Below are 14401 nucleotides of genomic sequence, written 5' to 3'. Positions count from 1 at the left end.
AATGGAAGAGTTTTTTATAGAACTGCTTAAAGAGTACGGCTACATCATACTTTTTGTCTGGTGTATCATGGAGGGCGAGATGGCCTTAATAATGGCTGGAATTCTCGCTCACACCACACATATGCACATCGCACTTGCTATCTTTGTGGCTGGACTTGGAGGCTTTGTGGGAGATCAAATTTATTTCTATCTTGGCCGTTACAATAAAAAATACATCGCAAAAAGGCTTCACACGCAGCGGAGAAAATTTGCAGTGGCGCACATAATGCTGAAAAAATACGGCTGGCCGATCATCTTTTTGCAACGCTATATGTATGGCTTTCGTGTCATCATCCCGCTTTGCATAGGACTTACTGGCTATGACGCTAAAAAATACGCCTTTATAAATTTGATCAGCGCTTGGTGCTGGGCGGCGATCACCACCATACCTGCTTGGATACTTGGCGAGCATATACTTGTGCTTTTGCAAGAAGCAAAAGAGCACTGGTACGTCGCTATCCCAGTGGTTGCTATATTTATGGGGCTTTTGATCTATGCATTTAAGCGCATCGAAAATAAAATTTTAAACGAAAGGAGAGACAGAAGACATGCAGTTTCAAATAGTTGATAAAAAATTAAAAGACATAAAAGCTGATATTGAACTAATTTTCGTAGTTGATAAGGACTTAAAACATAAATTTATAGGCGATAAAGAGGCTATTAAATTTAACAATTATAAAGGCGAGAGCGTCCTTGTCCTAAGCGAGGTAAAAAGGGCTTACGTGCCACTTTCTAAGCTTGATCTTGATGAACTTAGACTTGCTGCTGCTAAAGCTTATAACGCACTAAAATTACTAAATATTAAGAGCATAAAGCTAGCTTCTTACGTAGCAGAGTGTCAAAAACTAAGCTTTGAGGCGCTAGCTGAGGGCTTTTTGCTTGGAAGCTATGAATTTAATAAATATAAAGAGAAAAAAGAGAGATACACCCTAAAAGAGATCATCTTTTCTACTGAAGAATTTGCTGGCAAAAAGGTCGATCTAAAGGTAGCAAATGAGAGCTTTAAAGAGGCAGAGGTAATAGCAAATGCTACAAATTTTGCAAAAGATATCGTAAATGAAATCCCAGAAATTTATACACCACAAAAGATGGCCGAGGATGCGCAAAATTTAGCCAAAAACATCGCAAGCATAAAGTGCGAGGTCTATGATGAGAAATTTCTAGCAAAAGAGAATATGAACGCATTTTTAGCGGTAAATCGCGCAAGCGTGCATAAACCAAGGCTTATCCACCTAACCTACAAGCCTAAAAAATCTAAAAAATGCATCATTTTTGTCGGCAAAGGTCTAACATACGATAGCGGCGGACTTAGCCTGAAGCCGGCTGATTATATGCTCACTATGAAGTCAGACAAAAGCGGTGCAGCAGCAGCTCTTGGTATCATAAAAGGTGCAGCGGAGTTAAATTTACCATTTGAAATTCACGCCATTTTAGGCGCCACTGAAAATATGATCGGAGGCAACGCTTATAAGCCTGATGACGTGCTAATCTCAAGAAGTGGCATTAGCATAGAGGTTAGAAATACCGACGCAGAGGGACGTTTGGTCTTGGCTGATTGCCTAAGCTACGCACAAGACTTTAAGCCAGACATCCTAATCGACATGGCAACCCTAACTGGCGCTTGCGTCGTGGGACTTGGCGAGTACACGACTGGCATCATGGGCAACAGCGAGAGTCTAAAAAGCGAGTTTAAAAACAAGATAAAAGATAGCGGCGAACTAGCGACTACGCTTGATTTTAATCCTTATCTTAGCGAGCTTATCAAAAGCCAGATCGCAGACGTTAGCAACTGTGCCTCAAGCAGATATGGCGGCGCGATCACAGCTGGCATGTTTCTAGCTAAATTTATCAAAGATGAGTATAAAGATAAGTGGCTACACCTTGATATCGCAGGTCCAGCATACCGTGAAAAGGCTTGGGGATACAACCAAGCAGGCGCGAGTGGAGCGGGCGTTAGGATGAATTTATACTTTCTACAAGCACTTAGTAAGGAGAATTGATGGGACTTTCAGTTGGAATCGTAGGCCTACCAAATGTGGGTAAATCAACGACGTTTAACGCACTTACAAAGGCGCAAAATGCCGAGAGTGCGAACTATCCATTTTGTACGATCGAGCCAAACAAAGCCATTGTGCCAGTGCCTGATAAGCGCCTAAATGAGCTTGCAAAAATAGTAAGTCCAAATAAAATTCAGTATTCAACCATCGAATTTGTCGATATCGCAGGTCTTGTAAAGGGTGCAAGCTCAGGCGAGGGGCTTGGCAATAAATTTTTATCAAACATCAGAGAAACCGAGCTTATCTTACACATCGTTCGCTGCTTTGAAGATGAAAATATTACTCACGTCGAGGGCAGTGTCGATCCGGTAAGAGACATCGAGATCATTCAAACCGAACTGATACTAGCCGACATCGAGCAGCTAAACAAAAAGATAGAAAAGCTCACAAGAGAGGCGAAAGCAAACGCAAAAGGCGCAAAAGAAGTGCTTGAGATAGCAAATTTACTTTTGGCTCACCTAAATGAAGGTAAAAGCGCAAGTAGCTTTGAGCAAAGAGATAGTGAGGCGTTTTTAGCGCTCAACAAAGAGCTAAGGCTTTTAAGCGCCAAAGAGGTAGTTTATGGTGCAAACGTTGATGAAGAAGGGCTTAGCGAAGATAATAAATTTGTAAAAGCACTAAGAGAGTACGCAAAAGCCTCAGACCACGAGGTGATCAAGCTTTGCGCAAAAGTCGAAGAGGAGCTAATAGGTCTAAGCGACGAGGAGGCTCACGAGTTTTTAGCCTCTCTTGGCACGAGCGAAAGCGGTCTTGAAAAGATCATAAGAACGTCTTTTGCAAAGCTAAATTTGATAAGCTATTTCACTGCTGGCGTCGTGGAAGTTAGAGCTTGGACGATCACAAATGGCTGGAAAGCGCCGAAAGCAGCAAGCGTCATTCACAACGACTTTGAGAGGGGCTTTATTAGAGCTGAAGTAATAGGCTACGAGGATTACATCGCACATGGCGGTGAAAACGGAGCCAAAGAGGCTGGCAAAATGAGACTTGAGGGCAAAGACTACATCGTACAAGATGGCGATGTTATGCACTTTAGGTTTAATGTTTAAATTTAGCCCTCTTTTGGGCTAAATAGTCAAAAAATATTTAATCCTTGGGCTACATAAGGTAAATTAAAACTTCCTTATTATAGTTGATAAAAATTCTTTTAAAAATATACTAAGTCATATCGTATTATTAATATCTTTATTGATACATAAGCTTCTCTATACAAGCAATGATGTAAATACCATCAGCTCTGTGACATCAATCAATATAGGTTTTATAAGTGAAGATAATAGCTTGATTGCAGAGGTTGACGATATTGACTATTTAGTAAATTTTAAAATAATACACTCATTATATTTTACAAACTTTCATACCTATAATAAATTTTGAAAACTATGAGTTTGTGACTATAAAAAACATGACACTGTTTTAAGCTATTACAATGAATATATGAAAAACCACCAAAGTCTGAGCAAATAGGAAACCGGCCACGAATAAGGTATAAAAATTTTACTTATATGTCTAGCATATTTATTTTATTATTCCAATGGTCTCAGCGAATTTAAGCTCTTTGTTTTCAAAGAGATTATATTCGATCGCATCTTTTTCACTAAGTATCACGATAGTTGAGCCAAGCTCGAAATTCCCAAGGCGCTCGCCCTTTTTGATATGTAAATTTTCATACTCGTAAATTTGTGTAAAATTTGCCATCGCATTTGTTTGGATGCGCTCATCAAAGCAAAATTTCATCTTACCAACGTTTAGCGCACCCACAAAAACTAGCCAAAGTTTTTTGCTATTTTTCATCTCACAAAGTAGTGCCACACGCTCGTTTTTGGTATAAAGGCTATCGATCTTGCCAAGCCATTTTACCGCCACACTGTAAAGCTTACCTGGGATATAGACCGCTTTTTTTATCGTAATATCGCAAGGTGCATGATAGTGATGATAGTCTTTTGGGCTAAGATAGATGTTGGCAAAGTCAAACTCGCCATCAAGCTCGCCCTGCCCCAAAAGCTCCTTCACACCGTAGTTCATGCCTTTTATGCTAAAAGCTTCTAGCTCTTTCGTGGTACCAAAACTAAGGCAGGTACCATCAACAGGACTTATAAATATCTCATCTGCTTCGTCAAATTCTCTTGGCTTCAAAAGCTCTCTGGTAAAAAGTTCGTTTAAATTTTTATACTCACTTGCTGGCTTAAACTCGCTCATATCGATCTTAAATAACTTTACATAAAAGGAGTTGATAAGCTCTTGAAGCGGTTTGAAAAAATTTAATTTTGCAACTTTACCAAAAATTTGAGAGAAGAGATTGTCCTTGTTCATTTTATTCCTTGCTTAAATTTAAAATAGCGATCTCACTTGGAGCAAAGATCCTAACTGGAGGCCCCCAAAATCCTGCGCCGCTACTAACATAAGCTTGCATTTTATCATTAATCTTATAAAGCCCATGTAAAAAACCCTGATCCAGCAAAACTAGGATACTAAAAGGGAAAATTTGTCCAGCATGCGTGTGGCCGCAAAGGACTAGATCGACATCTTTTTGCATAGTTTTTATAAATTTTGGCTGATGAGAGAGTAGGATGGTCGGCAAATTTGGGTCACATCCTGCTAGCGCTTCGTCTAAATTTGGCTCTAAATTTTTAAATCTTATGCCAGCTAGATCATAGACCCCAGCTAAATTTATGCCAGCTATTTTTTCATTTTTATTGCCAAGTATCCTAATGTCAAGAGCGCGAATTTTTTCTAGTATCCCATCAACTCCGTGGTAGTATTCGTGATTGCCAGGGACATAAAAGGTGCCGTAGGTGCTTTTAAGATTTTTTAATGGATCTAAAAAATCACCTATAAGTTCAGCTCTCATATCAACCAAGTCGCCAACTATCACCACCAGATCTGGTCTAGCTAAATTTATCTCTTTTACAAGCTCAGCCACAAAATCCTTCTGCAAAAACTCGCCAATGTGCACATCGGTTATCATAGCTATTTTTAGATCACTTTGTAAATTTTTTATTTTTATACTAATCTGTCTGATCTTTGGCGGAGTAAGTGCATTAAAAATTCCTTTCAAAAAGCAAGCAACTAAAAAAATGACAAATGTCACATCAAAGCAAAATTTAATAAATTTTCGTCTTGTGGGATTAAAACGCGCTTTTGAGCAAACGGATCTAACAATATCATAAAACAAACTAACACCAAATAAAAATAAAGAAAAACCAATGAGAGTTCCTGCTATCAAATATAGCTCTATATTTAAAAAAGAAAATCTTAGTTGAAGAACAAATACAAACTCAAGCACACTAATAATGTAGAAGAATATGCGAATTTTTTTAAGATGTGGAGTAAAAAAAGATACCTTTTTTATAAAACGTTTATATGAGTATAAATTTGTAAAAACACTAAAGATAAATGCCCCAATAATGATCCGAAAAAGTCCCAAAATATCTCCTTGAAAACAAAGATTATATTTTATATTTTTAAATTTACATTATAAATTTTATTAATTATTTAGAACAATTTGTAGTGCTAAACCGTATGATTTTATAATTTAAATTTATAAAAATAATTATTAAAAGGTATTTGCTTTAGGATAATAACTAAAAGATAAAATTTGGAATTTAAAAATAAAAAGGTGGGAAAACTCCCACCTTAAAAAAGATTACTGGACTTTGCCAGATTCAATTCTTTCTTTATAGATTTTGCGAAGTTTTCTAATGTCGTTCTTAACTTCGAATACACCATGCCAGTGTGAGTAGTCAGGACCACCCATTAGAGCGCCTTGTCTCATACGACGACCTTCGTGGTGCCACATATGATAGTAGATATCTTGGAATTCATCTTCCCAAGCATCTGCAAGTAGTAAGTTTTTAGCTTTCAACTCTTCAAGCATCTTAGTTGCTTCAGCATTGTAAACATTATAAAGCTCTACTTGCTTATCACCCATAATGAAGAAGTTATCTGTATGAGTTGATGTATGGCAAGCTTTACAAACTAGCTTCATCTCAGCTCTTGCTGCTTCTGGTCCATTTGGATGACCTGCAAGTGGCGTTCCTATGGTTAGTTTGCCAGTTTTTTCGTAAACAACAGCAGCTTGTTCATCACCAGCTGTTCTTAGCTTACTGCTGACGCCCCATAGGTTCCATTTTAGTCTTCTTGAAACATTGTGAGTTGTTGTTGTTTCACCAACACCACTCATGTGGCAAGCTGCACAAGTTGGAGCTCTAAAGTCTGGTACATCCCATGTATCAGGAGCAGCATCAAAATTCCATTTGTGAGCTTCGCTATTATAGATATGTCCGTGCATTGAGTTGTTAAAGATCTCAATATCTGGGTGATCAGGTCCAAGGTGGCAAGATGCACAAGCAGCTGGTTTTCTAGCTTCAGCTACGCTAAATGTGTGCGCGCTGTGACATGATTTACAGTTACCTACGCCACCATCTGGATAAACATTGCCTATACCATAGTTTGGCCAAGTCTCTTTTGTAGGTTTGTGATCAGCGTCTAGTTTGATGACGGTTCCGTGGCACTGTGTACAACCAGTAGCGTCTGGAGCCATTTTGTATTCTGGATGATCCATACCTTCATAGTGATACATTAGTTTTACCATCGCAGGGTTAGCATACATTTGCATAGCAGCTCTTGCGTGACCGCTCTTTACTAGTTCATCAACTTCGTTTTCGTGGCACTTAGCACAAGTTTTTGGGCTAACTAGCATTGAAACATGGTTGTTAGAATCTTTTGGATGCACCTTAACTGAAGCCATAGGATTATCTGCATTTACAGAGTGGCAATCCATACAACTTACGCCAACGTGAGCGTGGCGACTATTTTTCCAATCGGCAACTATGCCGGGTGTCTCTTTAGCGTGGCACTCAACACAGCTTTTTGATAAGTCTGACATCTTGTGAGCAACTTTAATGTTTTTTACAACATTAAGGTTTAAAGCGTCAGATTTATTTGCATCCATGTTTGCGGCAAAGCCAAAAGACATTAGACAGGCTAATAACATTAGCGACTTTTTAAACATCTCTCCTCCTTACTTGGTTTTATTGTTTTCTTGTTTTTTAATTGCTTCAAATTTATCGATTTGTAGTCCTAAATTCTTGTGACCAACGTGTTCGTGGCAGTCAACACATGATTTTTTATTAGGATTTCCAAGAACGAAATAATCTCTATGTGGCAAGAATGATTTACCAGCTTGAATAACATTTTTTAAATTTGAGTGACAAGTCAAACATCCACTATCATAGACGAAATGAGATGCATGCTCACGTTTTTTTCGCCAGTCGATCTTGTCAGTATCTGTAAAAAATGTCTTATAACCATCGTTTATCGATACTTTAAGTTTTGTAAGTACATAGGTATAGGCACTTGTATGATTTAGGTGACAGGCTGAACATTCAGCTTTTATGCCAAGCTTGTTATTGCCGCCGTGTACATCTTCATGATATGCAGCATTCATAGGATCCATCGTGTGACAAATGGTACAGATGTAGCCACTACCAGTCGCATGAAGTGCATCAGCTATGCCCATAGAAGCGATAAGGCCGATTACGATGCCTATTATCACAGATGACCAAACAAAAAATCTCTTCTTAACTTCAGCCAAAACTTCCTCCTGAATTTATCAATATATCGTAAATTTTTACGAAAATTTTAAGTGAATACTATCAAAAGATATATAAATTTTTTCTTTAAGTAAATAAAAATATTTATTTGATATTAACTTTCAATAAGAATAAATTTCTTGCAGTCCACCTACATCTTTTTCCAAAATTTGGTTCTTTTCGTCAAGTTTAACCAAACCATTTGTTTTAAATTTATTTAAAATTCTCGAAAAAGTTTCCGGCGTCATGTTAAGTATTGATGAAATTTTAGTATGTTTTAGCTCATTAAATAAATCTTCATGATCTAAAATAAACCTAGCCACTTTTTCTTCTGAGCTTAAAATTAACTCTTGATGAAGTAGATTTGTTGTGATCCTTATTTTTTCAGACATCGACTTTAAAAATTTCATACAAATTTCTGGTTTTATTAAAAATTCTGCTGCAAATTTTTCATAATTTATCTTTAACACCTCGCCAGATATGGTAAAAATGGCACTAGCTGGGTAGACAATATTTTCAAAATTTACGACTTCAGCTACAAAATTCATAGGAGCTAACTGATGAATAAAAATTTCTTTTCCGTTTGCCGTGGTTTTATAAAGCTTAACAGAGCCGCTTATTAAAAATATTAACCATTTTGGCTCCTCGCCTTCTATAAATAAAAATTCACCCTTTTTATACTTTTTTACGACACTTATGGCTTCAAGTTTGGCTAAATCTTCTTCGTTTAAGCCTTGAAAAAACGGGATTTTTTCTATCATATTTTTACTTGCCTTTTTAAAATAAAAAACATTTTAGCATATAAAAATAAGATAAATTTTAATAGATTTTCAAAGGGAATTTTCCCTTTGAATTGTATGAAATTATTTTTTAAGTAGATCTCTAATCTCAGTTAAAAGTGCAATGTCGGCTGGAGTTTCAGGCTCTACTGGAGCTGGCTCTTCTTTTGGTAATTTATTTTTAAGTGTATTTAAAGCTTTGATGACGCAGAAAATACAAAATGCGATTATTAAAAAATCAACCATTGTCTGTATAAATGAGCCATAATTTATCGTAACAGCAGGTACGCCATCTACTGCTTCTTTTAATGTAAGTTTAAGATCAGTGAAATTTACACCGCCAGTTAAAACGCCAACAACTGGCATGATAACATCGCCAACTAGTGATGAAACGATCTTTCCAAACGCGCCACCTATAACAACACCAACAGCCATATCTATGACATTTCCGCGCATCGCAAATTCTTTAAATTCGCTTATAAAACTCATTGTTTCTCCTAAAAATGTTAAATTTTTGTTCGGATTTTATTCAAGAAATGCTTTGCTTCGGCTAAAAAAATCAAATTACATAACTTTAAATTTATCAAGCTGGTGTTATAATCCAAACTCAAAATTTAACGTAAGGAATGAGCTTATGTATCGTTTTGCACCCTCTCCAACAGGAGATATGCACATAGGAAATTTACGTGCCGCTATTTTTAATTATATTTGTTCTTTGCAAGATAAAAGTGGCTTTATTTTACGCATAGAAGATACTGACAAAGAGCGAAATATCGAGGGAAAAGAGAAAGATATCTTAGAAATTTTGAGCAAATTTGGCATAAAACCAAAGCAAATTTACATCCAAAGTGAAAATTTAAAATTCCACAGACAGCTTGCATCAAAGCTTCTCATCGATAAAAAGGCATTTGCTTGCTTTTGCACCGAAGAAGAGCTCGAAGCAAAAAAACAAAAAGCAAAAGAGCAAGGCGTGGCATATAGATATGACGGCACCTGCGAGAGACTAAGCGACGCTGAAGTTTTAAACTGCGAGAAGCCATTTGTCATCCGCATGAAAAAGCCAACACGCACTATGAGCTTTACAGATACGATCAAGGGCGAGCTAAGCTTCGAGCCAGACGCTGTTGATAGCTTTGTCATCATGAGAGCAGACAAAACACCAACTTACAACTTCGCCTGCGCAGTCGATGATATGCTTGAGGGCGTGACCTTTGTCATACGTGGCGAGGACCACGTGAGCAATACACCAAAGCAAGACCTCATACGCGAGGGTCTTGGCTACACCGGCAAGATGAATTACGCGCATTTGCCTATCCTTTTAAATATTGAAGGTAAAAAAATGAGCAAGCGCGAGAACGAATCAAGCGTAAAATGGCTCTTTGAGCAGGGATTTTTACCAGAGGCGATCGCAAACTATCTGATACTTCTTGGCAACAAAACTCCAACTGAAATTTTTACGATAGAAGATGCAGTAAAGTGGTTTGATATAACCAAAATTTCACGCTCACCTGCTAGATTTGACGTGAAAAAACTTGAGCAGATAAATAGAGAGCACATCAAGCTTGCCTCAAAAGAGCGTATAAAAGAGATCTTTGGCGTGGATGAGAGCAAGGTTGAGCTAGTTAAATTTTACACACAAGAAAGCTCCCTAGTACCTGAGATAAAGGCAAAAGTAGAAGCTATATATTCACCAAAAATAGCTCCAGATGAGTACAAAAACGAATTTGAGATCATCAAAAAAGCAGCTCGTAATTTAAAACCGTGCGAGAGCTTTGATGAGTTTAAAAAAGAGCTTATGAGCGCTACAAATTTAAAAGGTAAAAACTTTTTCATGCCGCTACGTGCGCTGCTTACAAACGACCTTCATGGCCCTGAGCTAAGCGAGCTCTATCCGCTCATCAAAGATGATCTAGGCAAAATTTTAATCTAGGAGCAAAAATGATACTTTCCACCCTATTTTCAGCGGTCGCAAACATTTTGCACCTTATTATCACGGTCTATACTTGGGTTATCATCGCAGCAGCTCTGATTAGCTGGGTCAAGCCTGATCCTAGCTCGCCAGTCGTGCAGCTACTTTATAGGCTGACTGATCCTGTTTATAGCTTCATCAGACGCTACATCAAAACAGAATTTAACGGTATCGACTTTGCCCCACTCATTGTGCTTTTAGCACTTCAACTCATAGATCAATTTTTAATAAGGCTTTTATTTGTTTTTGCTGCGTCACTTTAGTATCCTCTCTTTAGCCTGCGTTGCTCTTTTAGCTAAAATTTACACCTACGAGGAGCTAAAAAACGAGCCAAAAAGCCTTGCAAAAGACTACTACATAAACCGCCTTATAAACGAAGGCAGCTACACAAAGGAGCAGATAGCTGAGCTTTCACGCGACGTTTTTAGAAAAAGTGGCTTAGTTCAAAAATCAATCAATAAAATTTTACCTCCCAAAGCAGTCCCTAGCAAGTGTCCTGGCATAAGCGCAAACAACATCACAAGTGCTAGCTTGGCTTGCCAAAATTTACTAACAACGATGAGCTTTTCTCTAAAACTAGATAGCAAAACTCGTGAAATTTTAGCGGCAAATCTTACAAATACAAATCCAGAAAAAGCTAGGATTTTACGCACTTTAAATGAGCCAAACCCAGCTCTTAGCTTTGCAAATACAAACGATACAAAGAGCTTTTTAGAGCTTTTTAATGCTTCAAGTCCGCAAAGCAAAAGTGCTCTTTTTAGCGACAGCTTTGAAGCAAATTTTATGAATAAGCTCTACATGCAAAAGGGCTTTACAAATTTATTAAACGATATCGTATTTAATAAAAAATATGAAAGCTTTAGAAGAAATTTACTTAGCATAGATCCAGCTATCACCGAAAAAGGCGACGCATTTACACTTGGGCTAAACGCCATCTTGCTTGGTCAAAATGACGTTGCATTTAGTTTTTTCACAAGAGCTAAAAGCACCTTTGATAGGGCTTGGCAAAGGGACAATGCCACATTTTGGCAATATGAGCTAAGCGGCGATGAGAGCTTTTTAAAAGAGCTAAGTGCTAGCAAAGATGCAAATATCTACTCACTTTTCGCAAGAGATTTGGTCGGCGGCGAGCCACTTGAAGTGATCGTGCCAAGGCCTAGCAAGCAAAATATCGAAAATTTTGATGTAAGCGATCCATTTTTATGGAACAAAACCGCTGCCCTTGCAAAGGATATGAACGCCACGCAAGCAAGCGAATTTGCGAAGAAATTTTATACAAACGAAAGCATTGGCGCCTATGCATACTTCATGCAAAAGGCGCATGGCTGGGAAAAGCAATACTTCTTAATGCCAAGCTCTCCTGAGCTTGAGGGTATCAGCAACGAGAGAAAATCGATGATCTACGCTCTGGCTAGACAAGAGAGTCTCTTTATCCCAAGCGTCGTTTCTACCTCTTACGCTCTTGGTATGATGCAGTTTATGCCATTTCTTGCAAATGCGATCGGCAAAAAAGAGCTAAAAATTCCAAATTTTGACCAAGACGATCTTTTCAAAACTGATGTTGCATTTAAATTTGCAAATCACCACCTAAACTACCTTGATAAATTTCTTTACCATCCGCTCTTTACAGCCTACGCGTATAACGGCGGTATCGGTTTTACCAAAAAAGTCATCACTAGAGATGATATGTTTAAAGAGGGGAAATTTGAGCCGTTTTTATCGATCGAACTAGTCCCAGTGGCTGAGACTAGAAACTACGGCAAGAAGGTGCTTGCAAACTACGTGATCTATATGGCGCTTAATGGTTCCAGTATAAAGATTTCGCAACTTTTCGAAAATTTAACAAAACCGGCTTTGACTGATAAATTTCGAAACTAAGCGCGAGATCGTCACTTTGCTTACTTGGTGCGGTCACTTCGTAATAGACCGCCCAAGACATAGAAAATCCAGCAAATTTAAGCATCTCGTCACTTTCATCAAGCAGCCTTGCATTTGTGGCATTTGAGTCGCCATTTACCTTTATATTGCTCAAATTTTGCGCATGTTCTTTTGGGTTTATGGCTACTAAAAAGTGCTCTTTGCTCTCGTCTAAATTTGAGTTATATATTGGATTTAAATAGGTGCCAACTATGAGCGTTCTATCGGTGCCATCGATGATCTCGCTCTTGCTTGTGTAGGCTAAAAGCTCATTTTTTAGTGGCTCATGCACGATCACTTTTTGATCGGCGCAACCAAATATCATCAAAATAAATATAAAAAATAGTGTAAATTTTCTCATAAAAAACTCTTAAAATATTAAATTTTCTCGCATTTTAGCATTTTATTTTTTAAATTTCACTCATAAATTTTAAAGCCAACATAAGTTATAATCGCGAGAAATTTTAAAAAAAAAGGTTCTTATGAAAAGACTTGCTATTGCTTTTTCTGGCCCTTCAAATAGCGGAAAAACGACTCTTATTTTAAAGGTAGCAAAAAAATTTATAAATGATGGTTTGAAAGTCGCGATAGTAAAACACGACCCGGGCGACAAGGCCAAATTTGACGTTGAAGGCAAGGATAGCTTTAAATTTTCTCAAACTGGGGCAGATGTGGTGGTGATGAGTCCGACTAGAACAACTTATTTTTCACAAAAACCACAAGAAATTAACGATGTCATTAAAATGCTAGGCGAGTTTGATATGCTCTTAGTTGAGGGTTTAAAGACGCTTCCACTACCAAGGTTAAGTGTTTTTAAAGATGAAATAGATGAAAAATATCTTAGCTTTTCAGATGCGATCGCAACATACAAAAAACAAATTCCTTACGAGATAAAAAATATAAATTTAGACGATATAGACGCCATTTGTGCGTGGATAATCAAAAATGCAAAGGCTGTATAATGCAAGAATTAAATCAAATTTTTAACACCATAAAAGAGATCGCAAAAGAGATAAGCGAAGTGATAAAATACGCCGATCTTGGCTACACAACTCACGAAAACGCAACCGGCGACACACAGCTAAAGCTTGATGTCAAAAGCGACGAGATCATCACAGCTAAATTTAAGGAGCTTGCCTGCGTAAAAGCGCTAATTAGCGAAGAGAAAGAGGACGAGCTTGAGATCAATAAAAACGCTAAATTTATCATCGCTTACGATCCACTTGATGGCTCAAGCCTAGTTGATGTAAATTTTGCCGTTGGCTCGATCTTTGGTATCTACGAAGACGAGGTAAAACCAGAAAGATTAATAGCCGCAGCTTACAGCATATATGGCCCAAGGCTTGAGCTTGTAATTGCTGAGAAAAAGGGCGCTTTGCCTAAATTTTATAGACTTGGTAAAGATGCCGAGTTTAAATTTGTAAAAGAGCTTGAGCTAAAAGAAAAAGGCAAGCTAAACGCCACGGGAGCCACGCAAAAAGGCTGGAGCCAAACGCATAGAAATTTTATAAACGAGCTATTCAACCAAGGCTACAGACTAAGATACTCAGGTGCGATGGTGAGCGATTTGCATCAAATTTTACTAAAAGGTGGCGGTCTTTTTAGCTACCCAGCAACGAGCGATCATCCAAATGGCAAGCTAAGAGTAGTCTTTGAGGTGTTGCCATTTGCCTTCATATATGAAAACGCAAAGGGCTCAACGACAAACGGCAAAAATCAAACACTTTTTGATATAAAAATAGAAAAAATTCACCAAACAACGCCATGCTTCTTTGGCTCACGTGATGAAATTTCTCTTTTGCATAAATTTTACGAGCAAAAATAATGCAAGAAACACAAGCAAACGAGCCACTTGACGCATTTGAACTAGCCTTAAAGCAAAAAGCAAAAATTTTGCAAGAGTGCCAAAGCCAAAAAGGGCAAAAAAGCTGCTTTAGCTGCGAAGTATTTTTTGACTGCGAGACAAGAAAAGAGTACGTAAATAGCTGCTACAACTCGATGTCAAAAGGCAATACTGGCAGTGACGGCGGATTTGATTTTTAAAATTAA

At 37.8% G+C, this 14401-nt stretch carries 16 protein-coding genes; 9 read left to right on the top strand and 7 right to left on the bottom strand.

The window, feature by feature from the left end; all coding sequences use genetic code 11:
- Nucleotide 1: 1 nt before the first annotated feature.
- From FZ940_RS01885 to ychF, 3 genes are read left to right on the top strand one after another with little or no spacing between them, the layout of a single operon-like run.
- A complete protein-coding gene (locus FZ940_RS01885; protein WP_054196332.1) occupies nt 2-607 on the top strand; it encodes a DedA family protein in 606 nt (201 codons plus the stop codon).
- Nucleotides 588-2039, top strand: coding sequence for a leucyl aminopeptidase (locus FZ940_RS01880; RefSeq protein ID WP_148821281.1), 1452 nt, complete (start codon nt 588-590; stop codon nt 2037-2039). Before FZ940_RS01885 ends, FZ940_RS01880 begins: the two co-directional genes overlap by 20 nt.
- Nucleotides 2039-3142, top strand: a complete 1104-nt coding sequence (ychF, locus tag FZ940_RS01875) for a redox-regulated ATPase YchF (RefSeq protein ID WP_148821280.1) — start codon at nt 2039-2041, stop codon at nt 3140-3142. Before FZ940_RS01880 ends, ychF begins: the two co-directional genes overlap by 1 nt.
- A gap of 469 nt (nt 3143-3611) precedes the next feature.
- On the opposite strand, the gene FZ940_RS01870 is transcribed toward ychF, so the two are convergent.
- From FZ940_RS01870 to mscL, 6 genes are all read right to left on the bottom strand, one after another.
- Nucleotides 3612-4406, bottom strand: a complete 795-nt coding sequence (locus tag FZ940_RS01870) for a phosphatidylserine decarboxylase (protein ID WP_148821279.1) — start codon at nt 4404-4406, stop codon at nt 3612-3614.
- A 1-nt stretch (nt 4407) separates the two neighbouring features.
- Entirely contained in the window at nt 4408-5520 is a 1113-nt protein-coding gene (locus FZ940_RS01865) for a metallophosphoesterase (protein ID WP_103597356.1), read from the bottom strand.
- 219 nt (nt 5521-5739) lie between these two features.
- The gene (locus FZ940_RS01860) at nt 5740-7107 is read right to left on the bottom strand and encodes a multiheme c-type cytochrome (protein ID WP_103597355.1); all 1368 of its coding nucleotides are present in this window, start codon (nt 7105-7107) and stop codon (nt 5740-5742) included.
- Between the two features lie 9 nt (nt 7108-7116).
- Nucleotides 7117-7689, bottom strand: a complete 573-nt coding sequence (locus FZ940_RS01855) for a cytochrome c3 family protein (protein ID WP_107690896.1) — start codon at nt 7687-7689, stop codon at nt 7117-7119.
- 120 nt (nt 7690-7809) lie between these two features.
- Entirely contained in the window at nt 7810-8448 is a 639-nt protein-coding gene (locus FZ940_RS01850; RefSeq protein WP_084108542.1) for a Crp/Fnr family transcriptional regulator, read from the bottom strand.
- Between the two features lie 102 nt (nt 8449-8550).
- Nucleotides 8551-8955, bottom strand: a complete 405-nt coding sequence (mscL, locus tag FZ940_RS01845; RefSeq protein WP_103583782.1) for a large-conductance mechanosensitive channel protein MscL — start codon at nt 8953-8955, stop codon at nt 8551-8553.
- Between the two features lie 145 nt (nt 8956-9100).
- Between mscL and gltX the strand changes: the two genes are divergently transcribed.
- From gltX to FZ940_RS01830, 3 genes are read left to right on the top strand one after another with little or no spacing between them, the layout of a single operon-like run.
- Nucleotides 9101-10396, top strand: coding sequence for a glutamate--tRNA ligase (gltX, locus tag FZ940_RS01840; protein WP_148821278.1), 1296 nt, complete (start codon nt 9101-9103; stop codon nt 10394-10396).
- An 8-nt stretch (nt 10397-10404) separates the two neighbouring features.
- Nucleotides 10405-10698 carry a YggT family protein gene (locus FZ940_RS01835; protein WP_148821277.1) on the top strand — a complete coding sequence of 98 codons (294 nt, stop codon included), beginning with the start codon at nt 10405-10407 and terminating at the stop codon, nt 10696-10698.
- A complete protein-coding gene (locus tag FZ940_RS01830) occupies nt 10676-12313 on the top strand; it encodes a lytic transglycosylase domain-containing protein (protein WP_148821276.1) in 1638 nt (545 codons plus the stop codon). Before FZ940_RS01835 ends, FZ940_RS01830 begins: the two co-directional genes overlap by 23 nt.
- Here FZ940_RS01830 and FZ940_RS01825 read toward each other — a convergent pair.
- Nucleotides 12234-12713, bottom strand: a complete 480-nt coding sequence (locus FZ940_RS01825) for a hypothetical protein (RefSeq protein ID WP_148821275.1) — start codon at nt 12711-12713, stop codon at nt 12234-12236. The two genes, FZ940_RS01830 and FZ940_RS01825, sit on opposite strands and share 80 nt — an antisense overlap.
- Before the next feature lie 121 nt (nt 12714-12834).
- Between FZ940_RS01825 and mobB the strand changes: the two genes are divergently transcribed.
- From mobB to FZ940_RS01810, 3 genes are read left to right on the top strand one after another with little or no spacing between them, the layout of a single operon-like run.
- The gene (gene mobB, locus FZ940_RS01820; protein ID WP_148798197.1) at nt 12835-13314 is read left to right on the top strand and encodes a molybdopterin-guanine dinucleotide biosynthesis protein B; all 480 of its coding nucleotides are present in this window, start codon (nt 12835-12837) and stop codon (nt 13312-13314) included.
- Entirely contained in the window at nt 13314-14177 is an 864-nt protein-coding gene (locus tag FZ940_RS01815; protein WP_262367579.1) for a class 1 fructose-bisphosphatase, read from the top strand. Before mobB ends, FZ940_RS01815 begins: the two co-directional genes overlap by 1 nt.
- A complete protein-coding gene (locus FZ940_RS01810) occupies nt 14177-14395 on the top strand; it encodes a hypothetical protein (RefSeq protein WP_103560613.1) in 219 nt (72 codons plus the stop codon). The genes FZ940_RS01815 and FZ940_RS01810 overlap by 1 nt, the downstream gene beginning before the upstream one ends.
- Nucleotides 14396-14401: the final 6 nt, after the last annotated feature.

The sequence above is a fragment of the Campylobacter concisus genome (genome assembly GCF_902460415.1).
GTDB lineage: Bacteria > Campylobacterota > Campylobacteria > Campylobacterales > Campylobacteraceae > Campylobacter_A > Campylobacter_A concisus_Y.
The sequence above is the reverse complement of the archived record's forward strand: the minus strand, read 5'-3'. Positions and strand labels throughout refer to the sequence as shown.